Origin of the sequence: Sphingomonas rhamnosi, assembly GCF_036663615.1 — a bacterium.
Lineage (GTDB): Bacteria > Pseudomonadota > Alphaproteobacteria > Sphingomonadales > Sphingomonadaceae > Sphingomonas.
Window position 1 is genome coordinate 935,595 of record NZ_JAXOJJ010000001.1, and the last position, 21,726, is coordinate 957,320.

The 21,726-nt window shown below is 67.9% G+C and carries 26 protein-coding genes and 1 tRNA gene; 16 read left to right on the plus strand and 11 right to left on the minus strand.

What is annotated here, in order from left to right; all coding sequences use genetic code 11:
* The first annotated feature begins 157 nt into the window (after positions 1–157).
* The 7 genes from hisG to U1701_RS04645 all read left to right on the plus strand — a co-directional run bounded on the left by hisG (position 158) and on the right by U1701_RS04645 (position 6,758).
* On the plus strand, positions 158–814 hold the full coding sequence (hisG, locus tag U1701_RS04615) for an ATP phosphoribosyltransferase (protein WP_332781338.1): 657 nt from the start codon (positions 158–160) through the stop codon (positions 812–814).
* Positions 811–2,106, plus strand: coding sequence for a histidinol dehydrogenase (gene hisD / locus U1701_RS04620; protein ID WP_332781339.1), 1,296 nt, complete (start codon positions 811–813; stop codon positions 2,104–2,106). Before hisG ends, hisD begins: the two co-directional genes overlap by 4 nt.
* Before the next feature lie 293 nt (positions 2,107–2,399).
* Positions 2,400–2,855: a transcription antitermination factor NusB gene (nusB, locus tag U1701_RS04625; protein WP_332781340.1), complete on the plus strand. Its 456-nt coding sequence runs from the start codon at positions 2,400–2,402 to the stop codon at positions 2,853–2,855.
* Positions 2,856–2,860: 5 nt separating this feature from the next.
* Positions 2,861–3,037, plus strand: a complete 177-nt coding sequence (locus U1701_RS04630) for a DUF4169 family protein (RefSeq protein WP_332781341.1) — start codon at positions 2,861–2,863, stop codon at positions 3,035–3,037.
* 148 nt (positions 3,038–3,185) lie between these two features.
* A complete protein-coding gene (locus U1701_RS04635; RefSeq protein ID WP_332781342.1) occupies positions 3,186–3,554 on the plus strand; it encodes a PilZ domain-containing protein in 369 nt (122 codons plus the stop codon).
* Positions 3,555–3,591: 37 nt separating this feature from the next.
* Positions 3,592–4,512, plus strand: coding sequence for a thiamine-phosphate kinase (gene thiL, locus U1701_RS04640; protein WP_332781343.1), 921 nt, complete (start codon positions 3,592–3,594; stop codon positions 4,510–4,512).
* An 89-nt stretch (positions 4,513–4,601) separates the two neighbouring features.
* Positions 4,602–6,758 (plus strand): sodium-translocating pyrophosphatase, encoded by a 2,157-nt coding sequence (locus tag U1701_RS04645; RefSeq protein ID WP_332781344.1) that lies wholly within the window; start codon positions 4,602–4,604, stop codon positions 6,756–6,758.
* A gap of 140 nt (positions 6,759–6,898) precedes the next feature.
* Here the strand turns inward: U1701_RS04645 and U1701_RS04650 are convergent, their stop codons facing one another.
* Positions 6,899–7,279 (minus strand): endonuclease domain-containing protein, encoded by a 381-nt coding sequence (locus tag U1701_RS04650; protein ID WP_332781345.1) that lies wholly within the window; start codon positions 7,277–7,279, stop codon positions 6,899–6,901.
* Between the two features lie 303 nt (positions 7,280–7,582).
* Here U1701_RS04650 and U1701_RS04655 point away from each other — a divergent pair, with 303 nt between their 5' ends.
* The 6 genes from U1701_RS04655 to U1701_RS04680 all read left to right on the plus strand — a co-directional run bounded on the left by U1701_RS04655 (position 7,583) and on the right by U1701_RS04680 (position 10,825).
* The gene (locus U1701_RS04655; RefSeq protein ID WP_332781346.1) at positions 7,583–8,329 is read left to right on the plus strand and encodes a hypothetical protein; all 747 of its coding nucleotides are present in this window, start codon (positions 7,583–7,585) and stop codon (positions 8,327–8,329) included.
* 455 nt (positions 8,330–8,784) lie between these two features.
* A complete protein-coding gene (gene infA / locus U1701_RS04660) occupies positions 8,785–9,003 on the plus strand; it encodes a translation initiation factor IF-1 (protein WP_031441079.1) in 219 nt (72 codons plus the stop codon).
* Between the two features lie 23 nt (positions 9,004–9,026).
* Positions 9,027–9,593, plus strand: a complete 567-nt coding sequence (locus U1701_RS04665) for a Maf family protein (RefSeq protein ID WP_332781347.1) — start codon at positions 9,027–9,029, stop codon at positions 9,591–9,593.
* Positions 9,586–10,527, plus strand: coding sequence for a ribonuclease (locus U1701_RS04670; RefSeq protein ID WP_332781348.1), 942 nt, complete (start codon positions 9,586–9,588; stop codon positions 10,525–10,527). Before U1701_RS04665 ends, U1701_RS04670 begins: the two co-directional genes overlap by 8 nt.
* Positions 10,527–10,697: a DNA gyrase inhibitor YacG gene (locus U1701_RS04675; protein ID WP_332781349.1), complete on the plus strand. Its 171-nt coding sequence runs from the start codon at positions 10,527–10,529 to the stop codon at positions 10,695–10,697. The genes U1701_RS04670 and U1701_RS04675 overlap by 1 nt, the downstream gene beginning before the upstream one ends.
* A gap of 52 nt (positions 10,698–10,749) precedes the next feature.
* Positions 10,750–10,825 (plus strand) — tRNA-Phe (locus U1701_RS04680).
* A gap of 61 nt (positions 10,826–10,886) precedes the next feature.
* Here U1701_RS04680 and U1701_RS04685 read toward each other — a convergent pair.
* The 6 genes from U1701_RS04685 to U1701_RS04710 all read right to left on the minus strand — a co-directional run bounded on the left by U1701_RS04685 (position 10,887) and on the right by U1701_RS04710 (position 15,428).
* The gene (locus U1701_RS04685; protein ID WP_332781350.1) at positions 10,887–11,153 is read right to left on the minus strand and encodes a hypothetical protein; all 267 of its coding nucleotides are present in this window, start codon (positions 11,151–11,153) and stop codon (positions 10,887–10,889) included.
* A 91-nt stretch (positions 11,154–11,244) separates the two neighbouring features.
* The gene (locus tag U1701_RS04690) at positions 11,245–12,336 is read right to left on the minus strand and encodes a 5-(carboxyamino)imidazole ribonucleotide synthase (RefSeq protein WP_332781351.1); all 1,092 of its coding nucleotides are present in this window, start codon (positions 12,334–12,336) and stop codon (positions 11,245–11,247) included.
* Positions 12,333–12,809 carry a 5-(carboxyamino)imidazole ribonucleotide mutase gene (purE, locus tag U1701_RS04695; RefSeq protein WP_332781352.1) on the minus strand — a complete coding sequence of 159 codons (477 nt, stop codon included), beginning with the start codon at positions 12,807–12,809 and terminating at the stop codon, positions 12,333–12,335. The genes U1701_RS04690 and purE overlap by 4 nt, the downstream gene beginning before the upstream one ends.
* Positions 12,810–13,001: 192 nt before the next feature.
* Positions 13,002–13,688, minus strand: a complete 687-nt coding sequence (gene gpmA / locus U1701_RS04700) for a 2,3-diphosphoglycerate-dependent phosphoglycerate mutase (protein ID WP_332781353.1) — start codon at positions 13,686–13,688, stop codon at positions 13,002–13,004.
* A 16-nt stretch (positions 13,689–13,704) separates the two neighbouring features.
* The gene (locus tag U1701_RS04705) at positions 13,705–14,823 is read right to left on the minus strand and encodes a M14 family metallopeptidase (RefSeq protein ID WP_332781354.1); all 1,119 of its coding nucleotides are present in this window, start codon (positions 14,821–14,823) and stop codon (positions 13,705–13,707) included.
* Entirely contained in the window at positions 14,820–15,428 is a 609-nt protein-coding gene (locus U1701_RS04710; protein ID WP_332781355.1) for a DUF4136 domain-containing protein, read from the minus strand. Before U1701_RS04710 ends, U1701_RS04705 begins: the two co-directional genes overlap by 4 nt.
* 160 nt (positions 15,429–15,588) lie before the next feature.
* On the opposite strand from U1701_RS04710, the gene ykgO reads away from it, so the two are divergent.
* Positions 15,589–15,714 (plus strand): type B 50S ribosomal protein L36, encoded by a 126-nt coding sequence (ykgO, locus tag U1701_RS04715; protein ID WP_003046794.1) that lies wholly within the window; start codon positions 15,589–15,591, stop codon positions 15,712–15,714.
* The gene (locus U1701_RS04720; protein ID WP_332781450.1) at positions 15,711–16,349 is read left to right on the plus strand and encodes an HAD family hydrolase; all 639 of its coding nucleotides are present in this window, start codon (positions 15,711–15,713) and stop codon (positions 16,347–16,349) included. The genes ykgO and U1701_RS04720 overlap by 4 nt, the downstream gene beginning before the upstream one ends.
* Here U1701_RS04720 and U1701_RS04725 read toward each other — a convergent pair.
* Entirely contained in the window at positions 16,341–16,871 is a 531-nt protein-coding gene (locus U1701_RS04725) for a L,D-transpeptidase family protein (RefSeq protein WP_332781356.1), read from the minus strand. The genes U1701_RS04720 and U1701_RS04725 overlap by 9 nt on opposite strands.
* Positions 16,872–17,062: 191 nt before the next feature.
* Between U1701_RS04725 and U1701_RS04730 the strand changes: the two genes are divergently transcribed.
* Positions 17,063–17,758, plus strand: a complete 696-nt coding sequence (locus U1701_RS04730) for a murein L,D-transpeptidase catalytic domain family protein (protein ID WP_332781357.1) — start codon at positions 17,063–17,065, stop codon at positions 17,756–17,758.
* Here the strand turns inward: U1701_RS04730 and U1701_RS04735 are convergent.
* From U1701_RS04735 to U1701_RS04745, 3 genes are all read right to left on the minus strand, one after another.
* Positions 17,704–18,798, minus strand: coding sequence for a glycosyltransferase family 2 protein (locus U1701_RS04735; protein ID WP_332781358.1), 1,095 nt, complete (start codon positions 18,796–18,798; stop codon positions 17,704–17,706). The genes U1701_RS04730 and U1701_RS04735 overlap by 55 nt on opposite strands.
* Positions 18,795–21,275: a DegT/DnrJ/EryC1/StrS family aminotransferase gene (locus U1701_RS04740; protein WP_332781359.1), complete on the minus strand. Its 2,481-nt coding sequence runs from the start codon at positions 21,273–21,275 to the stop codon at positions 18,795–18,797. The genes U1701_RS04735 and U1701_RS04740 overlap by 4 nt, the downstream gene beginning before the upstream one ends.
* A gap of 145 nt (positions 21,276–21,420) precedes the next feature.
* Positions 21,421–21,720, minus strand: a complete 300-nt coding sequence (locus U1701_RS04745; protein WP_332781360.1) for a hypothetical protein — start codon at positions 21,718–21,720, stop codon at positions 21,421–21,423.
* Positions 21,721–21,726 lie beyond the last annotated feature (6 nt).

Consider the following 21,726-nt stretch of genomic DNA (forward strand, 5'->3'; position numbering starts at 1 on the left):
GGCATCTCCCGGTTCGGGCCACAGCACCCGCCCCAGGGAGACCCCAGCCTTCGCTGGGGTGACGGGTGGGGCGGGGCAGGGGCGGTAAGTCTCTGGCAGCGTCGCAGAGTAATGCAGTGTTGTTGCACGCGCTCGACCGGCCCCGTAAAGCCGCGACGTGTCCGAACCCCTCATCATCGCGGTCCCCAAGGGCCGCATCCTCGCCGAAGCCCTGCCGCTGCTGGCACGCGCCGGCATTGTCCCCGAAGCCGCGTTCTCCGACGAAGACAGCCGCGCGCTTCGCTTCGCCACCGACGACCCCGGCATCTCGCTCATCCGCGTCCGCGCGTTCGACGTCGCCACCTTCGTCGCGCACGGCGCCGCGCAGCTCGGCATCGTCGGCTCCGACGTGATCGCCGAATTCGGCTATTCCGAACTTTATGCGCCGGTCGACCTCGGCATCGGCCATTGCCGCCTGTCGGTCGCCGAGCCCGTCGAAATGGCCGAGCATGACGACCCGCGCGGCTGGAGCCATGTCCGCGTCGCCACCAAATACCCGCACGTCACCGCCGCGCATTTCGCTGCGCGCGGGGTCCAGGCCGAATGCGTCAAGCTCAACGGCGCGATGGAACTCGCCCCGACGCTTGGTCTCGCGCCGCGCATCGTCGACCTGGTCTCGTCGGGCCGCACGCTCAAGGAAAACGGGCTCGTCGAGGTCGAGGAAATCATGCAGGTCACCAGCCGCCTCATCGTCAACCGCGCCGCGATGAAGACCCGCCCGCAGGTCGTACCCCTCGTCGAAGCCTTCCGCCGCGCCGTGGAGCTGGCCGCATGATCCGCCTTACCACCACCGACGCATCCTTCGCCGACGCGTTCGACACCCTCGTCAACGCGCGCCGCGAATCCTCCGCCGACGTCACCCGCGACGTCGCCGCGATCATCGCCGACGTCCGCACCCGCGGCGAGGCGGGTCTGCGCGACCTCACGCTCCGCCTCGACCGCCACGACCTGGAACAAACCGGCTGGCGCATCGACCCCGCGGTCTGCGCGGCAGCGTTCGAGGCGCTCGACCCCGATCTGCGCACCGCGCTCGAACTCGCCGCCGCGCGGATCCGGGCGTATCACGAAAAGCAGAAGCCGCTCGACACCGACGGCGTCGATTCCGCCGGCGTCCGTCTCGGCGCGCGCTGGACCCCGGTGGATGCCGCCGGCCTCTACGTCCCCGGCGGCCGCGCGGCCTATCCGTCGTCGTTGCTGATGAACGCGATCCCCGCCAAGGTCGCGGGCGTGAAGCGCCTCGCGATGGTCACGCCAACCCCCGACGGCGCGATCAACGACCTCGTCCTCGCCGCCGCGCACCTCGCCGGCATCGACGAGATCTGGCGCGTCGGCGGCGCGCAGGGCGTCGCGGCGCTCGCGTACGGGGCAGGGCGGATCGCCCCGGTCGACGTCATCACCGGCCCCGGCAACGCCTGGGTCGCGGAGGCCAAGCGCCAGCTGTTCGGCGTCGTCGGCATCGACATGGTCGCCGGGCCATCCGAGATCGTCGTCGTCGCCGATGCGCAGAACGACCCCGAATGGACCGCCGCCGACCTGCTCAGCCAGGCCGAGCACGACACCACGACGCAGTCGATCCTGTTCACCGACGACGCCGCCTATGCCGACGCGGTCACCGCCGCGGTCGAGCGCCAGCTGTCCACGCTCGCCACCGAAGCCGTCGCCCGCGTCGCCTGGGACACCAACGGCGCGATCATCGTCGTCGAACGTCTGGAGGACGCAGTCCCGCTGGTCGACCGCCTCGCGCCGGAACACCTTCAACTCGCGATCGACGATCCGCAGGCGTTCTTCGACCGCATCCGCCACGCCGGCTCGGTCTTCCTCGGCCGCTACACGCCGGAAGCGATCGGCGATTACGTCGCCGGCCCCAACCACGTCCTCCCCACAGGCCGCCGCGCCCGCTTCGCCAGCGGCCTCTCGGTGCTCGACTTCATGAAGCGCACCAGCTTCCTGCAACTCAACGAGGACAGCTTGCGCGAACTCGGCCCGGCGACGGTGGCGCTGGCCAAGGCGGAGGGGCTGCCCGCCCACGCCCGCTCGGTCGCGCTCCGCCTTCGCCTCAACACCTGATAGGATTCACGCAAAGCCGCGAAGACGCGAAGAGAAGAAGAAGGGGGGGCGCGCAGAGGCGCAGAGGACGCAGAGATGTAGCGCCTGCCGCGCAGCGGCCTCCCATCTCGACCGTCCCGCACGCACCGGCCGATCGAGTCAAAGCGGCTGCGCCGCACGCGACATCTCAGCGTCTCCGCGCCTCTGCGCGAACCAAACTCCTTCTCTTCGCGCCTTAGCGTCTTAGCGTGAAAACCCCCTTCCCCCTTCAAAGGGCTGACACGCGCCCCCCCAGAGCCTAAGGGCAACCGCTTATGTCTCGCACAGCCCCCCGCACCAAGGCGCGCGCCGCCGCCCGACTCGCCGCCGTCCAGGCGATGTACCAGCACGAGATGGAGGGCACCGCCATCCCCGTGCTGCTCAATGAATTCCACCAGCATCGCCTCGGCGCCACAATCGAGGACGTCGAATATGCCGAGGCCGACGTCGATTTCTTCGACGATCTGGTCAGTGGCGCGCAGGCTCGCGCCGACGAGATCGACACCCTCGTCGCCGCCAAGCTCGCCAAAGGCTGGAGCCTCGCACGCCTCGACAAGCCGATGAAGGCGATCCTCCGCGTCGGCACCTACGAACTGCTCGCGCGCGCGGACGTCCCCGTCGGCGCGGTCATCAGCGAATATGTCGACGTCGCGCACGCCTTCTACGACAAGCGCGAATCGGGCTTCGTCAACGGCCTGCTCGACGCGATCGCCAAGGACGTGCGCGGCTGACGCGCATGGCGGAGATCGTCAACCTCCGCCGCGCCCGCAAGGCCAAGGCCCGCGCCACCGCGGAAACCACCGCCGACGCCAACCGCGCCGCGTTCGGCCGCACCAAGGCCGAGAAGGACGTCGCCAAGGCCGAGGCCGCCCGCCACGACCGCACGCTCGACGGCGCCAAGCGCGACATTTGAGGCGCTGCACGAAATTCGGTGCGCATCCAAACGCTTGCATAGGGCGATCCCGCGCGGTCTGTCCGCCGGGTTAACCGCTTTTATCCCTTCCCATACCCTATCGCGTCTCATACGCCGGGCGCGGTAACCAGGGGAGGGATACCGAATAATGGCCACCAGGGACCCACCGTCGCCGATCGACCAGCGCAAGTCGCAGCGCTATCCGACTCACATCGACGGCACCGCCATCGTCCACAGCATGCGCTATCCGATCGTCATCGCCGACATCTCGGCGGAGGGCGCGATGATCCGCGGGTTGCCATCGTTGGCGAAGGGGCAGGAGTTCGTCGTCCAGGCACGCTCGCTCGATGTCGTCGCGATCGTCGTGCGCGCCGCGGCGCGCGGCGTCGGGGTGCGGTTCCTCCGCGCGGTCAATCCGCTCGCGGTGGTGCGCGAGAATTATGCCGGGCTCGAACATCTGCGCACCGCCGGCTCCCGGCCGGCGACCAAGCCCGATCCCTGGCGACCGCTCGACTAGACGCGACACGCGCCGCGTCGCGCGCTACCCGATCGGGGTGACCGAAGACCAATTCCTCGCCGCGCTGCGCACGCTTCCGCTCCATCCCGGCGCGCACGGGCTTGGCGACGACACCGCGACCCTCGGCGGCCACGTCGTCACCACCGACACGCTGGTCGAGGGCGTGCATTTCCTGTCCTCGGACGCGCCGGCAGACGTCGCATGGAAGCTGGTCGCGACCAACCTGTCGGATCTCGCCGCCAAGGGCGCGGTCCCGGCAGGCATCCTGCTCAACTACCCGCTCGGCAACGACGACTGGGACGCCGCGTTCCTCGAGGGCCTGCGCGCCGTGCTGGCCGCGTTCGACACCCCGCTGCTCGGCGGCGACACCGTCACGCTGCCGCCGCGGGCGCCGCGGATCCTGACCGTCACCGCGTTCGGCAGCGACGCCGCCGCCCCGCCGCGCAGCGGAGCGCGGGCAGGGGACGCGCTGTGGGTCACCGGTACGATCGGCGACGGGGGAGCTGGATTGGCGATCGCGCAGCGATTGGCCGGCGATCCCGCAGGCCTCGTGATCGCGCTCGGCGCGACCGGCCCGGCCGAGCTTCTCGCCGCCTATCGCCGTCCGCAGCCGCGTCTCGCCGAGGGCCGGGCGATCGCCCGCCACGCCCATGCGATGATGGACGTGTCCGACGGCTTGCTCATCGACACGCAGCGCATGGCCGCCGCGAGCAGCCTCAGCGTCACCATAAACCTGGACCAAATCCCCCTCTCGCCAGCCTGTCGCGCCTTTTCGGACGACATCCTCGCCGCCGCGACCGCGGGCGACGATTACGAGCTCCTGTTCGCCGCTCCCGCCGATGGCGATTTCCCCGCGAGCCGGATCGGCGGCTTCGCCCCCGGAGGCGGCCTCACGCTCACCCGCAACGGCGCGCCCGTCCCGCTTCCCGCGCGCCTCGGTTACGCCCACGCGCGATAACTTGCGCAACCGCGACAGGCTGTTACGCTCGCCCCCGTGACCCGACAAAGCGCGGGCGCGAGAGGAACTGGAAAAGGGATCGCGGGCCTATGACGACCGTCTATCTGTCGATGCTCTGCGGCGTCATCGCCGTGCTGTACGGGTTCATCACCAGCAGACAGGTCCTCGCCGCCAGCCCCGGCAACGCCAAGATGCAGGACATCGCCGCCGCCATCCAGGAAGGCGCAAAGGCCTATCTCGGCCGCCAGTACACCACCATCGCGATCGTCGGCGTCATCGTCGCCGCGATCCTCGCCGTCACCCTGGGCCTGACCTCGACGATCGGCTTCGTCATCGGCGCGGTGCTCTCGGGGGTAGCCGGCTATGTCGGCATGAACATCTCGGTCCGCGCCAACGTCCGCACCGCAGAGGCCGCGCGCACCTCGCTGCAGGCCGGCCTCACCATGGCGTTCCGCTCGGGCGCGGTCACCGGCATGCTCGTCGCGGGACTCGGCCTGCTCGCGATCGCGTCCTTCTTCTGGTACCTCACCGGTCCCGCCGGCCACGCCCCCAACGACCGCATCATCGTCGAGGCGCTCACCGCGCTCGCGTTCGGCGCGTCGCTGATCTCGATCTTCGCGCGTCTCGGCGGCGGCATCTTCACCAAGGCGGCGGACGTCGGCGCCGACCTCGTCGGCAAGGTCGAGGCCGGCATCCCCGAGGACGACCCCCGCAACCCCGCGGTCATCGCCGATAACGTCGGCGACAATGTCGGCGACTGCGCCGGCATGGCTGCCGACCTGTTCGAGACCTACGTCGTGACGCTGGGCGTGACGATGATCTCGATCGCGCTGCTGATCCAGGCGAACCCCGCCGACCTCATGCGCCTGATGAGCCTCCCCCTGCTCGTCGGCGGCGTCTGCATCGTCACCAGCATCATCGGCACCTATATGGTCCGGCTTGGTCGCGGCAGCATCATGGGCGCGCTCTACAAGGGCTTCTTCACCTCGGCGATCCTCTCGATCCCCGGCATCTGGCTCGCCACCAAATATGTGCTCGGCGACCTGAACGCGACGATCGGCGGCGCCGGCTTCCTCGACCCCGCCACCGACGACCTGACCACGCAAACCGCTCCCTCGCTGACGCAGAGCTTCACCGGCATGGACCTGTTCTGGTCGATGATGATCGGCCTGGTCGTCACCGCGTTGCTGGTCTGGATCACCGAATATTACACCGGCACCAACCACCGCCCGGTCCAGAGCATCGCCAAGGCGTCGGAGACCGGCCACGGCACCAACGTCATCCAGGGGCTGGCGATCAGCCTCGAATCGACCGCGCTCCCCACCCTCGTCATCGTCGTCGCGGTGATCGTCGCCTATCAGCTCGCCGGCATTATCGGCATCGCCTTTGCCGCCACCGCGATGCTCGCCCAGGCCGGCATGGTCGTCGCGCTGGATGCTTATGGTCCTGTCACCGACAATGCCGGCGGCATCGCCGAGATGGCGGGCCTCCCCGACGACGTCCGCTTGCGCACCGACGCGCTGGACGCGGTCGGCAACACCACCAAGGCGGTGACCAAGGGTTATGCGATCGGCTCGGCCGGGCTCGCAGCCCTCGTGCTGTTCGGCGCCTACACCACCGATCTCGCCACCTATTTCCCCGACGTGACGGTCGATTTCAGCCTCTCCAACCCCTATGTCATCGTCGGGCTGCTCCTGGGCGCGCTGCTCCCCTACCTCTTTGGCGCGTTCGGCATGACCGCCGTCGGCCGCGCCGCCGGCGCGGTGGTGGAGGAAGTCCGCACCCAGTTCCGCGAAAACCCCGGCATCATGCTCGGCACCAGCCGCCCCAATTACGGCCGCACCGTCGACCTCGTCACCAAGGCCGCGATCCGCGAGATGATCGTGCCCAGCCTGCTGCCGGTGCTCAGCCCGATCGCGGTCTATTTTATCATCACTGCGGTCGCCGGCCAGGCAAGCGGCTTCGCCAGCCTCGGCGCGATGCTCTTGGGCGTGATCGTCTCGGGGCTCTTCGTCGCGATCTCGATGACCAGCGGCGGCGGCGCCTGGGACAATGCGAAGAAATACATCGAGGACGGCCATCACGGCGGCAAGGGATCCGAAGCGCACAAGGCCGCGGTGACCGGCGACACCGTCGGCGACCCGTACAAGGACACCGCCGGCCCGGCGGTGAACCCGATGATCAAGATCACGAATATCGTCGCGCTGCTGCTGCTCGCAGCACTGGCCGGGGCAGGGGTAGGCTGATTCGCCCCCACATCCGTCATCCCAGCGAAAGCCGGGACCCATGGTTGCGGGCGGTCAGGGGAGTATGCTGACCTCGCTTTCGCCAAGTCCATGGGTCCCGGCTTTCGCCGGGATGACGAGGACTAGGCGAACCGCCGACCTCAGCTCCCCTCCCTGAAAGGGAGGGGTCGGGGGTGGGTCGACGCCCGCGCAACGCCGGCGAGTATCACCTCGAACACCCCATCGATATTCTCCCGAACATCACCATTCCAGAACCGCATGACCGTCCAGCCGCAACGCTCCAGATACGCCGTCCGGATAGCATCCTCCTCCACCTGCACCGCATGATGCCCACCATCCAGCTCGACCCCCAGCCGCAAGCTCCGACACGCGAAATCGAGAATGTACCGATCAACGACGAACTGCCGCGTGAACCGCGGCCGCACCGCCTTCAGCACGCCCCAGAGATCGCGTTCCTCCTGCGTAGCCTCACGCCGAAGCCGTCGCGCGTTCAAGGTCAGCTCGGGCGGAATGCGCTGCATCGATCGCCACCATAATTGGCGGTTCGCAAGCGTCCACCCACCCCCAACCCCTCCCTTTCAGGGAGGGGAGCGAATAGCGGCAGAGGTGTCGCCCAAAACTCTGGTTCCCGACGCTCGTCAGGAAGACGCCACCTAGTGGAAAGCGGACCCTCAGCTCCCCTCCCTGAAAGGGAGGGGTCGGGGGTGGGTCGACGCCCGCGCACCGGCGTATGCGGCCAGGCGGGGTCGGGGCTGGTAAGCTGTCGTCGAGGGGTAATGGCAGCTCAGCTTGTGATATCGTTCAGGTCAGCGATACTCATAAGCATGGCGAACGTTAAAGGGCGGTGTGTTGTTTGCGGGGCGGGGCCCACCGTAAAGTCGCACTTGTTTCCGCGCGCACTTATGCTCGCAATGCGAGGAGATGCAAGATCACTGGTCCAAGGCGATCGGTTTGAAGACGGCATTCGCCTGCCGCAGAACGGAGATTGGGATGACCTGATTCTCTGTGATGCGCACGAGAAGCAAGTTGGGCTTGGCGATGACTACGCCGTAAAGCTTCTCAAGCGCGCGCCCGAAGCCCCTATCATAATGAATGGGCGGGCAGTTAAGGTGAATAATCCTCACCCAAATCTTCTTCTCCATTTCATCTACGGTACGGTATGGCGCCATGTCGTAAGTGGCGCACGTCGCGGCGAGCCTTTGAAGCTCGGGCCCTATCGGGACGAATTACAAGCTCGGCTAATGAACAGCGGGCCTTATGATTTTCAGGCCATCGTGGCGCGATCCGGCATGATGCTGCGAGAGCTTGGACCGATCAACATGGCCCTGAACCCATACCGTGTGAAATTCATGGGGTTAACGGCATGGCGTTTTGTGCTGCACGAGTTCGAATTTTACCTTCTTACTGATCGACGAAGATTGCCCGCCAAGTGGAAAGGATATGTCGCGAACGACAATCGTGATTTGATCGCGGCGAACGAACACGAGGTGGACATCCGTGGCATGCCTTCGCTGCGTCCGATAATCGATCGTATGGCTGGCGTGGGAATTAACTCGACATCTGCAAGCTAAGTGAGCGGCATTATTCCGAACGCATGACGCTTCTGGTAATGTCGCGGCCATTCGGATCACGGAGATTGGACCACAGCCGACCGGGAGCTTACACAAAGGCAGCATCGCAACTCTGGGTCACATAAATCCCTGTCCTACAAACCTCGTTCGCACTATGTTCCCGCCCGACTCGCTCTTTGAAACGTCCACATCCGGCTCGCGATCGCGCGACACCGCCACTGAGCGGCCATCGTCGAAAGTTGAGACTCCCGCAAAATCGCGCCAGCGTCTCAACATTCACAACATTCGCCCCACCCCGCCGCCCCCAAAAACACCCTCTCGGGCACGACCTTCGTGACCTTCCACCCCGCTGGAAACCCGCGCCTCCACGCCCCATATCCGGGCAACGCTTCCCTTTTCGCCGCTTTGCGGCTAAGGGCCCGCGTTCGCTAATCCCAAAAGATCAGAGGTTTTGTTTGGCCAAGGAAGAACTGCTCGAGATGCGCGGCCGCGTGGTGGAATTGCTCCCCAACGCGATGTTCCGGGTCCAGCTCGAAAACGACCACGAGATCCTCGGCCACACCGCCGGCAAGATGCGCAAGAACCGCATCCGCGTGCTCGTCGGCGACGAAGTGCTGTGCGAACTCACGCCCTACGACCTGACCAAGGGTCGCATCACCTACCGCTTCAAGTAACCCGTTCGAATCTCGAGGCAGTCATGCTCGTACTCGCCTCTTCCTCGCCCCGCCGCCGCGACCTGCTCGCCCGGCTCGGGGTCGTGCCGACCCGCGTCGCCGCCCCCGCCATCGACGAGACCCCCCGCAAGGCCGAGCCGCCCCGCGACTATGCGCTGCGCCTGGCGGTCGAAAAGGCGCAAGCGGTGGAGCGTGGCGCGGGCGAGATCGTCCTCGCCGGCGACACCTGCATCGCGCTGGGTCGCCGCATCCTGCCCCCGGCAGAGACCGAGGCGGTGCAGCGCGACCTGCTGGCCAAACTCTCGGGCCGCCGCCACCACGCGCTGTCCGCGGTCTGCGTGATCGACACGACCGGCAAGGCCCGCACCCGCATCGCCGACACCATCGTCGCGTTCAAGCCGCTCTCCGAAGCCGAGATCGACGCGTACATCGAATGCGGCGAAGGCCTCGGCAAAGCCGGCGGCTACGCGATCCAGGGCAGGGCAGAGGCGTTCGTCCGCTTCCTGTCGGGCAGTCATTCGGGCGTCATCGGCCTCCCCCTGTTCGAAACCCGCGCGCTTCTGAAGACCGCAGGCGTGCCGCTTGCCTGAATGGCTCTACGAAGCCGGTATCGGCGAGGCCCGCGCGGCGCTGGTCGATAACGACCGCATCATCGAAGCCGCGATCGAACTGGCCGACGCCACCCTCCGCGTCGGCACAGTCGCCAGAGCCCGCCTCGTCGCCCTGCTCCCCGGTCGCCGCGGCCGCGTGGCCCTGGAGGGCGGCGAGGCGCTGATGCAACTCCCCGCCGGCATCACCGAAGGCGCGGCGCTCACCGTCGAGATCGTCCGCGAAGCCATCCCCGAATCCGGCCGCGCGAAACTCGCCAAGGCCGTCGCCACCGACGCAGTACCCGCCGCCGCCCCCGACCTGCTCGCCCGCCTCGCCGCCACCGGCCACCCAGTGCGCAAGCTCCGCCCCCACGAACCCGACGCGCTAGAGGCCGCCGGCTGGTCCGAACTGCTCGACGAGGCGCTGACCGGCGAGATCCTCTTCCCCGCTGGCGCGCTGCGGATGTCGCCGACCCCGGCGATGACGCTGTTCGACGTCGACGGCGCCCCCCCGCTCGACGCGCTTGCCATCGCCGCGGCGCACGAAGTCGCCGCCGCGATCCGCCGCCACGGCATCGGCGGCTCGATCGGCATCGACTTCCCGACGCTGCAGGGCAAGGCGCAGCGCCAGGCCGTCGCCACCGCGATCGACGACGCGCTGCCGCCGCCGTTCGAGCGCACCGCGATGAACGGCTTCGGCTTCCTCCAGATCGTCCGCCCCCGCCCGCGCGCCTCGCTGCCCGAACAGCTCCGCGCCGATCCGGTCGGCGCCTCCGCCCGCGCTGCGCTGCGCAGCCTCGAGCGCACGCCCCCCACCGCCTCGCGCCGCCACCGCGTGACCGCGGCGGTCCACGCCCGCCTGATGGCGCAGCCGGACTGGCTGGCGGAGCTCGCCCGGCGTACGGGCGTCGTCCACGAACTGGAGAGCGCATAATGCCTGTCAAATGCCCGATCTGCGGCAAGCCCGCCGCGCCCGACACCACTCCCTTCTGCACTAGCCGCCACCGCGACCGCGACCTGCTGCAATGGCTCGGCGAAGGCTATCGCATTCCCGGCCGACCGATTTCGCCAAGCGGGCTGGACAGCGACGAGGACGCCGACTAAACGCGCACCTCCGGTCGAAAGATCGGCGCTGTTCCGACCCCGGTCGGACGATGCCCGGATAGCTCAGTTGGTAGAGCATGCGACTGAAAATCGCAGTGTCGGCGGTTCGACCCCGTCTCCGGGCACCATTCCCTCAACCTCGCGTTAGACGTCGCCTATTGCCGCAATGCGTGATCGTCGCCGGCCCGATCAGCGGTCGGAATCCGCGATCGCCGATATCTCATTGTTCGATAGACCCGCGCTTTCCTCATGCAGGAAGCGCAGCAGCTCGTCGATCTCGCCAGGACCGAAGCGGAGGTCCAACTCGTCCATGACGATACTCGCGGAGGCCCGCTTGGCGTCAGGCAAACCCTGGAGGATCTCCACGCAGTCGGCCAACGTGCCGCGCCCGGACGCGCCGTCCTGCGCGTCGCCACCATGGATCGTCGCCGGCTCGCTCAATGGATATGTCGTCATGGCCGTTCCCTCCTTTTATCTGCAACGCGCAAACGTGCGGGCGCCGATATCGGGCGCACGTGAAAGGCATGGGAGCGGTTCGTGACGGGCGTCAGCGCATGACCCGCGTGACATGGCCCATCTTGCGCCCCGGCCGCGAATCGCCCTTGCCGTAGAGGTGCAGGTGCGCGCCCGGTTCGGCGAGCAGTTGCGGCCAGGCATCGGCCTCGTCGCCGATCAGGTTCTGCATCGTCACGCGGCTCCCGGTGAGCGCGGTGGACCCCAGCGGCAGCCCGCAGATCGCGCGGATATGGTTCTCGAACTGCGAGCATTCGGCGCCCTGGATCGTCCAATGCCCCGAATTGTGCACCCGCGGCGCGATCTCGTTGAACACCGGTCCGTCCGCCGTCGCGAAAAACTCCGCCGCCATCACGCCGACATAGTCGAGCCGTTCGGCGATCTGGCGCGCTACGCCGATCGCCTCGGCGGCCTGCTCGACGATCACGCCACGCGCCGGCACCGTCGAGGTCGCGAGGATGCCGTCATGGTGCACGTTCTCGGGCGTATCCCAGGCCACCGTCTGGCCATCGCGCCCGCGCGCGAGAAGCACCGAGAATTCGGCGAGGAAGTCGACCCGACCCTCGACGATCGCCGGCACCGCGCCGGCGGACAGGGCAGGGGGCTTGCCCAGCGCGTCCCACGCCGCCTCGGCATCGCCCGCGTCGTCGATCCGCACCTGGCCTTTGCCGTCATAGCCGAACAGGGTCGTCTTCAGGATCGCCGGCGCGCCGATCTCGCCAAGCGCACGCGCCAGGTCCGCGGCGCTCGCGACTTCGCGGTACGGTGCGGTCCGGCCGCCGAGTTCGACGACCAGCGCCTTCTCGTTCGGGCGATAGCGCGCGACGTCCAGCGCGCGGACCGGCGGATGCACCGCGACCCGGCCCGACAGGAACGCGACCGCAGCAGGGTCGATATTCTCGAACTCATAGGTCGCGATGTCGACGCGCGCGGCGAATGTGCGCATCGCATCGGCGTCTTCGAACCGCCCTTGCGTCCACTCCGCGGCGACCTCGGTCGCGGGGCCGGTCGCCTCGGGCGCATAGACATGGCTGCGATAGCCGAGCTGCGCCGCTGCGATCGCCAGCATCCTGCCGAGCTGTCCGCCCCCCAGAATACCGATCGTCGAGCCGGGGGGGAGCATCATGTGGGTTCGTCCGTGACGGCGTCGGTCTGCGCCGCGCGCCACGCCTTCAGCCGCTCGGCCAGCGCATCGTCCGACGTCGCGAGAATCGCCGCGGCCAACAGCCCCGCATTGATCGCCCCGGGCTTGCCGATCGCCAGCGTGCCGACCGGAATACCGCCTGGCATCTGCACGATCGAGAGCAGGCTATCCATGCCCTTCAGCGCTTTGGATTCGACGGGCACCCCCAGCACCGGCAGATGCGTCATCGCGGCGGCCATGCCGGGCAGATGCGCGGCGCCGCCCGCGCCCGCGATCACGACCTTCAGGCCACGGTCCGCAGCGGTGGTGGCATAGTCGTAGAGCCGCTGCGGTGTGCGGTGCGCGGACACCACTTTGGTCTCGTACGCCACGCCCAGCGCGTCGAGCGTCTCGGCGGCGTGGCGCATCGTCTCCCAGTCGGAGGTGCTACCCATGATGATGCCGACCAGCGCCATTTCGCCCCCTGAAGTCGAGAAACGCCCGTGCCTAGCGAGGCGAGGGAGGGAGGGCAACGCCTGTTGCGTCCGCAGCGTCTCCACCCCGGCGAAGGCCGGGGCCCAATTGGGAAGGTCGCAGTAGCAGAGGGGCGTCGGTCGTCACTGCCGTCCCCCAGTTGGGCCCCGGCCTTCGCCGGGGTGGTGGAAGGCTTAGCGCTCGCTCAGATAATAGCGATCGAGCGCCTTCAAATCCTGATCCAGCTCGTACACGATCGGCTGCCCGGTCGGGATCTCAAGCCCGGTGATCTCGTCGTCCGGAATCCCCGACAGATGCTTGACCAGCGCGCGCAGCGAATTGCCGTGCGCGGAAATCAGCACGCGCTGCCCGTCCTTCAGCGCCGGCGCGATCCGCGCGTCCCAATAGGGCAGGACGCGGGCGATCGTGTCCTTCAGGCTTTCGGTCTTGGGGATCGCGATCCCCGCATAGCGCCGGTCCTGCGACAGATCGAACGCCGACCCGTCCTCCATCACCGGCGGCGGGATGTCGAAGCTGCGCCGCCAGGTATGGACCTGCGCTTCGCCGTGCTTGGCCGCGGTCTCGGCCTTGTCGAGCCCGGTCAGCCCGCCATAATGCCGCTCGTTCAGCCGCCAGTCCTTCTCGACCGGCAGCCACAGCCGGCCCATCGCCTCCAGCGCGATGTTCAGCGTCTTGATCGCGCGCGTCTGCAGGCTGACGAAGCTCTGGTCGAAATCCAGGCCCTTGGCGGCCATCAGCTCGCCAGCGGCCTTGGCCTCGGCCTCGCCTTTGGCGGTCATGTCGACGTCCCACCATCCGGTGAAACGGTTCTCGAGGTTCCAGGTGGACTGGCCGTGGCGAATCAGGACGAGCTTGGGCATCGGAACTCCAGGAAAATCAGAAGGTGTCGATCATGTCGGCGAGCGTCTCGAGCATCGCATGCGCGAGCTGCTTCGAGCGTTCGGGTGACCAGCCGAATTCGGGATCGGGGTTGGGATCGTGATCCTTGAACGGCATTTCCAGCGTCATCGATACCGCGCCGAAGCGTTCGGCGAGCTGGTTGGTCGACATCGACAGATTGGCGGTGCCGGGCGCGGACTTGGGATAGCCCTTCTCGGTCTGGAAGTCGGGCGTGTGCGCCGCGAGCCGCCGGCCATACTCGTAATATTTCTCGCCGAGCGCGTCGGTCCAGGACGGGATCCCCTCGAACCCCGCCAGGAAGTTCGCCGGGATCGCCTCGTCGCCGTGCACGTCCATCGCCACAGTGACTCCGGTCGCGTCCATCGCATTGCGCACGCACAGCACTTCGGGGCTGCGCTCGGCGGTCGGCGTATGCCATTCGCGGTTGAGGTTCACGCCCGCCGCATTGGTGCGCAGATGCCCGCGCCGCGTGCCGTCGGGATTCATGTTCGGCACGACGTGGAAGGTCGCCTTCTCCAGCAACATCGCGGTGACTGCATCGGACGTGTCGGTCAGCCGCTCCAGCGCGCCTTCCATCCACCATTCGGTCATCGATTCGCCGGGATGCTGGCGGCCATAGATCCAGACCTGCTTGGGGCCCGATCCGATCGTGAAGCAATCGATCGCCTGCCCGTCGAGCGAGGTGCCCAGTTCGCGGTGCGTGGCTACCGGCGACAGCGCGGTGCGCGCGACGAGCGCCTCGTGCATCTCCATCGTGTAGGGCGCGAAATAGGCGAACCAGACCAGGTCCGTGCTGCCGGTCCACTCGAACTCCAGCACGCCGTCGACATAGCGCGTGGGTATCATTCGCCAGTCGAGCCGATCGGCGCTTGCTCGCACCCGATAGCCCGGCCAGCCGAAGGGATAGGCCGAGCTGCCCGCATTGACGATCCGGTAGGTGACCGATCGCCCGACCGCACCCGCGACGCGGAAATAGAACCACTGGAAAAAGTCCGAATCGCGGTCGCGCACGATCTCGAGATCGACGGCATCGCCGTCGATCTTGAGCAGTCGGATGTTGCCGCTGTCGAACGCGGCGTTGAGCGTGATGGTCATTTCACCTGGATAGTGCGCCCGGACTCGCCGGGGAACCCCGTGAACAGCGCGCGCGCCAGCTTTCCGGCCTGGATATCGGTCGTGGCGTCGGCCTTGCGCGCATCGGCGAAGCTCTGGGCGCGGCCTTCCCATACCGGCGACTGATCGGCGGCGCGCTTGATCGTCACCGATAGCTCGGTGACGAGGATCGCACTGCGCCCGCCGCCGCCGATCGGGAAGCCGACCCCGCCCCCCAGGCCCACGCCGCCGCCGCGCCGCCCGCCGCTGAACCCGCCGCCGCCGATGCCGATGCTGATCGGCGACTGGCGCGGCGGGCCGGCCTGCGTCGTCCGCGTGAACGCGACCGTCGCGATGAACTGCGGCTTGGCGCCGGTGGCAGGCACGCCGTAGCCCGACTTGAGCAACTCGCCCTGCACCGCGGCGGCATAGCTCTTGAACTCCAGGCTCGCCGGACCCGCCGACAGGGGCTGCACCGCCACCGTGCCGCGGTCGATCGGGTTGCCCAGATGATAGCGCAGCACCTCGGTCGGCGGCAGCGATACGGTTGAGCAAGCCGCCAGACCGGCTCCGGTCAGGGCCAGAGCGAGGATTGAACGCATGGTCATCGGGCGGTTCCCATTCTATTGTTGCGCATCGGTAACGCTCGAATCGCCGCGGAGGGTTCCGTTGGCGGCTCTCGCGTCCGTTTGCTTGACTTGAACACCCCCCGCCATTAGGCGATCCCGTCTTTCCGCACACCTAGAATTGAAAAGAAGCGAATCGATCATGAAGATCCGCAATTCCCTGAAGTCGCTCAAGGATCGTCACCGCGATAACCGCGTGATCCGTCGTCGTGGCCGTACCTACGTCATCAACAAGACGAACCGTCGCTTCAAGGCGCGCCAGGGCTGAGCAGCCCCGCGCCGACCGCCGTCGTCTTCGACGTCGGTCGCGTCCTGTACGACTGGGATCCGCGGATTCTCTACGAGCGCCTGATCGAGGACGATCGGGCGCTCGATGCGTTCCTGCGCGATGTCGTCACGGTCGACTGGCATTTCCAGCATGATGCTGGTCGCGACTTCGCCGAGACCTCGGCGGAGCTGGCCGCGTTGTATCCACAGCATGCCGATCTGATCGCCCTATGGGGCCCGCGCTTCGTCGACAGCATCGGCGGGGCGGTGCCCGGCATGCAGGAGATCGTCCGCGAGCTGGACGCGGCCGGCGTACCGCTGTTCGCGATCACCAATTTCAGCCACGAATTCTGGCCACCGTTCCGCGCGCGCGAAGCCGCGCTGTTCGACCGGTTCCGCGACGTCGTCGTGTCGGGCGAAGAGAAGATGGTGAAGCCGGATGCGGCGATCTACCATCTCGCGCTGGACCGATTCGGGTTGCGGGCCGAGCACGCGGTGTTCGTCGACGACAATGCGGACAATGTCGCGGGCGCCGACGCCGTGGGGATGCACGCGATCCTGTTCACCGATGCCACCGCCTTTCGTGCGCGCCTGGTGGAGCTTGGCCTGCCGATCGCGGCTGCCCCGTCAGCCTGACGGGCCCACCCACGGCACGTCCGCCCCGGCTGGACGATCTTCGAAATCGTTCGTCACGGTCACGGGCGTGCCCAGCCCGGTCACCGCAAACAACTTCTTCGCAAACGCCGCCGGCACGCGGATGCATCCGTGCGAATCGGGAAACCCCGGATTGTTGCCCGCATGGATCGCGATCCCGTCCCAGGTCAGCCGCTGCATGTACGGCATCGACGACCCGTAGATCGTGGAGCGATGCACGGCATTCTTCTGCAGGATGGGATAGGTGCCGAGCGGCGTGACCTTGCCGTCCCGGCCGCTGGAGATGGTGGTAGCGCCGATCATCTGCGCCCCGCGATAAACGAACGCGCGCTGTGCCGACAGGCTGATGACGATGCTCAGCGGCTCGCCGGTGCCGGTGTCGTTCCAGACGAACCGGTTGCGGGGCAGCGCGGTCGCGTCCTCCTCGATCGTCTCCGACACAGCAGCCGGTGGCGCGGCGGCCACGAGCATCAATGCGAAGGCGAAAGACGTTGCGCGATTCATGGAATCTCCGGTTCCGGCGGCTGAGGCGGGTATGATCGTCAAAGGAGCCGGTGCTGTCGAGTCTCGACGAACCGGGCGGGACTCGCGCCGGAACGACACGTGGCGGCCGGAACTGGTAGAGATGGTTGCGGAATTTTCATCAAAAACACGCTATACGAAGACGTGAGGGCAGGGGCTTTTCGGGAATTTCGATGAACGACGAGTATGACACCACACGCGACCGCCGCGCGATGTTGAAGAACGGTCTGATCCTTGCCGGTGCCCTCGTGATCCCCGGCGTCGTCTCGGCAACCCCGCGCCTCACCTCGCGCGATCTGCGCCCGCTGACCCAGCCGCCGCTGCCGCGTGTTGCCGCCGAACCGATCGTTTCCTCGCGGGTCGTCCGCCCCGAACTGCTTCGTCAGGCGCTGGCCTCGCTGAGCCGCCATGGCAGCCGCGTCGCCCGGCATGACCGGATCGCGATCGCCGATTTCTCCGCCTCGTCCTCCCAACCGCGCTTCCACTTCGTCGATCTCGTCAGCGGCCGCAGCACGTCGCTGCTGGTCTCGCACGGCAGCGGGTCCGATCCTGCTCACAGCGGCTATCTGCGCCGCTTCTCGAACGATTTCGGCTCGAACGCCTCGTCGCAGGGCGCGTTCGTCACCGACGATTATTATGTCGGCAAGCATGGCCGGTCGCAGCGATTGATCGGGCTCGATCCGACCAACGACAACGCACTCGGCCGTGCGATCGTCGTGCATGCGGCGTGGTATGCCAACAAGGACATGATCGCGACGCACGGCATGCTCGGCCGCAGCCAGGGCTGTTTCGCGGTCGGCGAGCGTGACCTCGATCAGGTCTTCGCGCGACTGGGACCGGGCCGGATGATCTTCGCCGCCAAGGTCTGAGCACCCAACCGCCGCGCGCCGCCGACCAGCCCCGACCACATCAGCGCCTCGACCCCGGCATAGCCGAGCCCGAGATGCTCGGGCCGCACCGCGACCACGTCGGCAACGCCGATCGTCCCGGCCCGCAGCGCGGTCCGCCCGACCTGCGCCCAGCGCCGCGCGGTTTCCCATTTGATCAGTCGCCGATCCTGCGCGTCGCAGTCATGGGTGGCGAGGTAATTGGCCTGCAGCGCGGCGAGTGCCTGGCCCAGCGCGGCGAGCGTGGCGCGGTCCGGGACCGGCCGCTTCGCCATCATATGCTGCGCGATCAATGCCGCGGTCGCACCCGCCCGGTCGCCGAACAGCGGCGCATAGGCGTCGGTGAGCACACGCAGCGTGTTCGCCTCCATCGTGTCCATGAAGCGCTTCGAGATGCCACCGGGATGGCTGCGATAGACGATCAGCGGCGTGTCGAGTCGCGCGATCCGGCCGAGCGGCTGGATGCGGTGGTAGAGATCGAAGTCCTCGGCATAGAGAATGTCGGGCCGGGTGAACGGATCGAGCCGCCGCGCGGCGTCCGCGCGGACCATCACCGACGACCAGACCAGCGGGTTCTCGATCCGGGTCAGCCAGGCGATCAGATGCGGCGTGGTCACCGGCGCATAACTCGACGGCGTGGTGACGCCATCCTCCAGGATGTCGGCGGCGGTGCCGAGCAGGACGGTGTCGGGATGGGCGTCGAGATACGCGAGCTGCCGCGCGAACCGCTGCGGGTGGCATAGATCGTCATGGTCGAGCGCGGCGATATAGCGCCCGCGCGCCTCGGCAACCGCCCGGTTGCGCGCGCGGACCGGGCCGCCATTCTGTTCGAGCGCGACCAGCCGGACGCGCGGATCGGGCCAGGCCGCGACCACTTCGCGCGTCGTATCGGTTGAACAATCGTCGACGACGATCACTTCGAAATCGGCGAACGTCTGTGCGTCAAGCGTCGCCAGCGTCTCGCGGATCAGGGCAGCGCCGTTGTACGCGGCGATGATAACGCTGATGGTCGGGGCGGTCACGCCGCCGCTCGTGCCTCCTGCGCCAGCACTTGGTCAACGATCATCTGTCCGACATCGTTCTGCCAGAGCCACAAGCCATTGGCCTGCCCCGAAAAACTCGTCTCACCGCCAAGCGCGCCCCACGGTACGAACCCCGCCGCCAGCCCGATCCCGAACAGCCCGGGGATCGCGGTGCCCTCGGCATCGACGACTCGGCAGTGCCGGTCGACCATCGGCAGGCCCTGGTCCGCGGCGAGCACCAGCGGGGCGCCGGCGGCGTCGAGGATCGGCAACGCGCGCGGGCGGTAGCCGAGCGCCGCGATCACCAGATCGGCGTCGCGGATGATCGCGCGTGCCGCGGGATCGTCGTCGCCCACGATCCGGTGCAGCGCGACCCGCGGATCGGGAACGCGCCCGTCGATCCCCAGCATCCGCACCACCAGATCGCGCGCCTCGAGCCGGAATCCCGCGAGCCGATACACGAACCCCGAGACCGGGCAGATATCGTCGGGTCCGAAGTCGGTGAACCCCTCTGCGTGCGCGGCCTCGACCGAGGGGTAGAACGGCCGCAGCGGCCGGCGGTGCAGCAGGGTGACCGCGCCGGCGCCGAGCGGCAGGGCAGGGCGGCTCTTCAGCAACAGCGCGATCGTCGTCAGCGCGCTGGTCGATCCGCCGACCACCGCGATGCGCGGCGCGCGCGTGGTCGCCAGCAGATCGGTGACGCGCTCGAACCCGCCCAGCGTCAGCACTTCGTCCGACTGCAGCAGCCGTCCCTCGGCCAGTTCGGCCAGCACGCCGCCGCCGACCTGCTGCGCGGCGAGCCGATCGATCGGCTGGTGCCCGCCCGTCGCGACGACGACATGATGCGCGATCTGGTCGAAGACATGGTCGTCGGACAATCGCCGCAGCTGCACGCTCCACAAGCCGCCGACACGCCGCGCCGCGATCGCCTCGTGGCCGGTGAGCACGGTCCCGCCGTTCGCGCGGACGATATCGGCGAGCCGGTCGCCCGTCGCGCGCAGCAACGGCCCGACCTCGGTCAGCGGCACGCCGAGCGAATCGGCGTGTGCCATGACCGCGCGCCCGGCCGGATGCTCGACCAGCCCTGCGAGTTCGGGATGTGCATTGTCGCGAACCGCGGTGAGGAAGGTCTGCGCGGTGGAATCGGAGGTGATCGCGTAGCGGCCGAGCTGCCCGCCGCCGATCGCATCGCCGCGCTCGACCATGACGAGTCCCGACGCGGCGAGCGCGGGCAACTGACCGCGTTTGGTCGCTGACGTAAGCATCGCCGTGCCCGCGGGCCCGCCGCCGATGACGATCACCGAGGCGATGCCCGGTGCTGCCGCGCGCGCCGGAGCGCGGCCCTCCACCATGCGGCAGGCTCGCTGCAGCGTCTCGGCGGCGCGCACGGCGTCGTCGATCGTCATCGCGTCGGTGATCGGCAGCGACATCATCCGCGCGCTGACCGCATCCGCGACCGGCGTAGGATCGATCGTCGCGGTAGCCTTGAACCACGGCTGTTCGCCGAGATGCGGACTGAAATACCGGCCGGTCGCCACGCCCTCGTCGTCCATCCGCGCCGCGACCGCGTCGCGCGCGTGCGCCAGGTGCGGCGGCAGCAGCACCGCCATGAACTGAGTCGCGCGGCGCGTGCCCGCTACACGCTGCAGTTGCAGGCCATCCAGCGCCGCACGATACGCGACCTCCAGCGCGGCGCGATGGTCGGCCACACGTTCGATCTCGGCGAGCTTGGCCTGCGCCATCACCGCCAACACTTCGGGCAGCTTGGCGTTGATCCCGGGCAGGGCCGCGCTGCGGTTGCCGTCGAACCCGAAATTCGCCATCGCGCGCAGCGTCGCGATCAGTGCTTCGTCGCCGCTGTGGATCAGCCCGCCCTCGGCGACCGCGAAGGTCTTCGTAGCGTGCATCGAATGGACCACCGCGAACGGCGCGCGTGCGCCGAACCCCTCGCCCGCGGCGTCGCGCGTGCCGAGCGACGAAGCCGCGTCGACCACCACGCCGACCCCGAACCGCCGCCGATAGTCCGCATAGCGCTCCAGGTCGATCGCGTTGCCGAACGTCGCATAGGGAACGACGACGCCGATGCGGTCGCCATGCGCCTGCAACAGCCGTTCCTCGGCGGCGGCGCAGACGCCCCAGTCGTCGGAGTCGATGTCGCAGATCAGCGGCGTCAGCCCCGCCCAGGCGGCGGCATGCGCGGTCGCGGCAAAGGTCATTGCGGGCATCAGCGCCAGCGTTCCCGGCTTCGGGTTCATCCCCGCCGCTGCACGGATCGCGATCATCAGCCCCAGCGTGGCATTGCCCACCGCCAGGCTCGCACCATGCCCGCCGAACAGGTCGCGCGTCGCCTCCGCCTCGAACCGCTGGACTTCGGGGCCGTTGTTGCTGAACGTGCCCGATGCCTCGACGCGCCGCAACGCATTCAAATGCTCGCTCAGTCGCGGCGGGTTCGGGGCAATCAAGGGAAGATGGTTCATCGGGCGATCCAAATCTTGTGATCGCCGTCTTAAGTCAACGCATCCTAAAAACCCGTTACGGGTCTATGGACATGCAAAAGGCCCGCCCTCGGATCGAGAGGACGAGCCTTTTGTAACTATCCGTCATGTCGGACGGACGACAAGCTTACGCTTGGCGCGTCCCCGACATCGGGAAGCTGCCGAACGCGCCGGCGCCGACGGTGCCTGTCAGCACGTCGCCCTCGGCGCTCGCCTGGCAGTCGAGCGTCATCGGCATCGGCACGGTCATGCTCTGCTTCCAGCTGATCGTCTCGCCATCGACGTCGCCATGCACGTCCATCGAGCCCATCGCGCCCGAATTGGTGCCGGTAAAAGTCGTGCCGTCGGTCTTGATCGTCAGCACGGTCTTCTGGTCACCCAGCGGCGACTTGACCACGCAATCCCAGCTGCCATCGATGTTTGCCATCATGTC

Coding starts and splice junctions, on each gene's coding strand:
- hisD (WP_332781339.1), top strand. CDS start 811: ATGATCCGCCTTACCACCACCGACGCATCCTTCGCCGACGCGTTCGAC.
- nusB (WP_332781340.1), top strand. CDS start 2,400: ATGTCTCGCACAGCCCCCCGCACCAAGGCGCGCGCCGCCGCCCGACTC.
- U1701_RS04630 (WP_332781341.1), top strand. CDS start 2,861: ATGGCGGAGATCGTCAACCTCCGCCGCGCCCGCAAGGCCAAGGCCCGC.
- U1701_RS04635 (WP_332781342.1), top strand. CDS start 3,186: ATGGCCACCAGGGACCCACCGTCGCCGATCGACCAGCGCAAGTCGCAG.
- U1701_RS04645 (WP_332781344.1), top strand. CDS start 4,602: ATGACGACCGTCTATCTGTCGATGCTCTGCGGCGTCATCGCCGTGCTG.
- U1701_RS04650 (WP_332781345.1), bottom strand. CDS start 7,279: ATGCAGCGCATTCCGCCCGAGCTGACCTTGAACGCGCGACGGCTTCGG.
- U1701_RS04655 (WP_332781346.1), top strand. CDS start 7,583: ATGGCGAACGTTAAAGGGCGGTGTGTTGTTTGCGGGGCGGGGCCCACC.
- U1701_RS04665 (WP_332781347.1), top strand. CDS start 9,027: ATGCTCGTACTCGCCTCTTCCTCGCCCCGCCGCCGCGACCTGCTCGCC.
- U1701_RS04675 (WP_332781349.1), top strand. CDS start 10,527: ATGCCTGTCAAATGCCCGATCTGCGGCAAGCCCGCCGCGCCCGACACC.
- U1701_RS04685 (WP_332781350.1), bottom strand. CDS start 11,153: ATGACGACATATCCATTGAGCGAGCCGGCGACGATCCATGGTGGCGAC.
- U1701_RS04690 (WP_332781351.1), bottom strand. CDS start 12,336: ATGATGCTCCCCCCCGGCTCGACGATCGGTATTCTGGGGGGCGGACAG.
- purE (WP_332781352.1), bottom strand. CDS start 12,809: ATGGCGCTGGTCGGCATCATCATGGGTAGCACCTCCGACTGGGAGACG.
- gpmA (WP_332781353.1), bottom strand. CDS start 13,688: ATGCCCAAGCTCGTCCTGATTCGCCACGGCCAGTCCACCTGGAACCTC.
- U1701_RS04705 (WP_332781354.1), bottom strand. CDS start 14,823: ATGACCATCACGCTCAACGCCGCGTTCGACAGCGGCAACATCCGACTG.
- U1701_RS04710 (WP_332781355.1), bottom strand. CDS start 15,428: ATGACCATGCGTTCAATCCTCGCTCTGGCCCTGACCGGAGCCGGTCTG.
- ykgO (WP_003046794.1), top strand. CDS start 15,589: ATGAAGATCCGCAATTCCCTGAAGTCGCTCAAGGATCGTCACCGCGAT.
- U1701_RS04725 (WP_332781356.1), bottom strand. CDS start 16,871: ATGAATCGCGCAACGTCTTTCGCCTTCGCATTGATGCTCGTGGCCGCC.
- U1701_RS04730 (WP_332781357.1), top strand. CDS start 17,063: ATGAACGACGAGTATGACACCACACGCGACCGCCGCGCGATGTTGAAG.
- U1701_RS04740 (WP_332781359.1), bottom strand. CDS start 21,275: ATGAACCATCTTCCCTTGATTGCCCCGAACCCGCCGCGACTGAGCGAG.
- U1701_RS04745 (WP_332781360.1), bottom strand. CDS start 21,720: ATGGCAAACATCGATGGCAGCTGGGATTGCGTGGTCAAGTCGCCGCTG.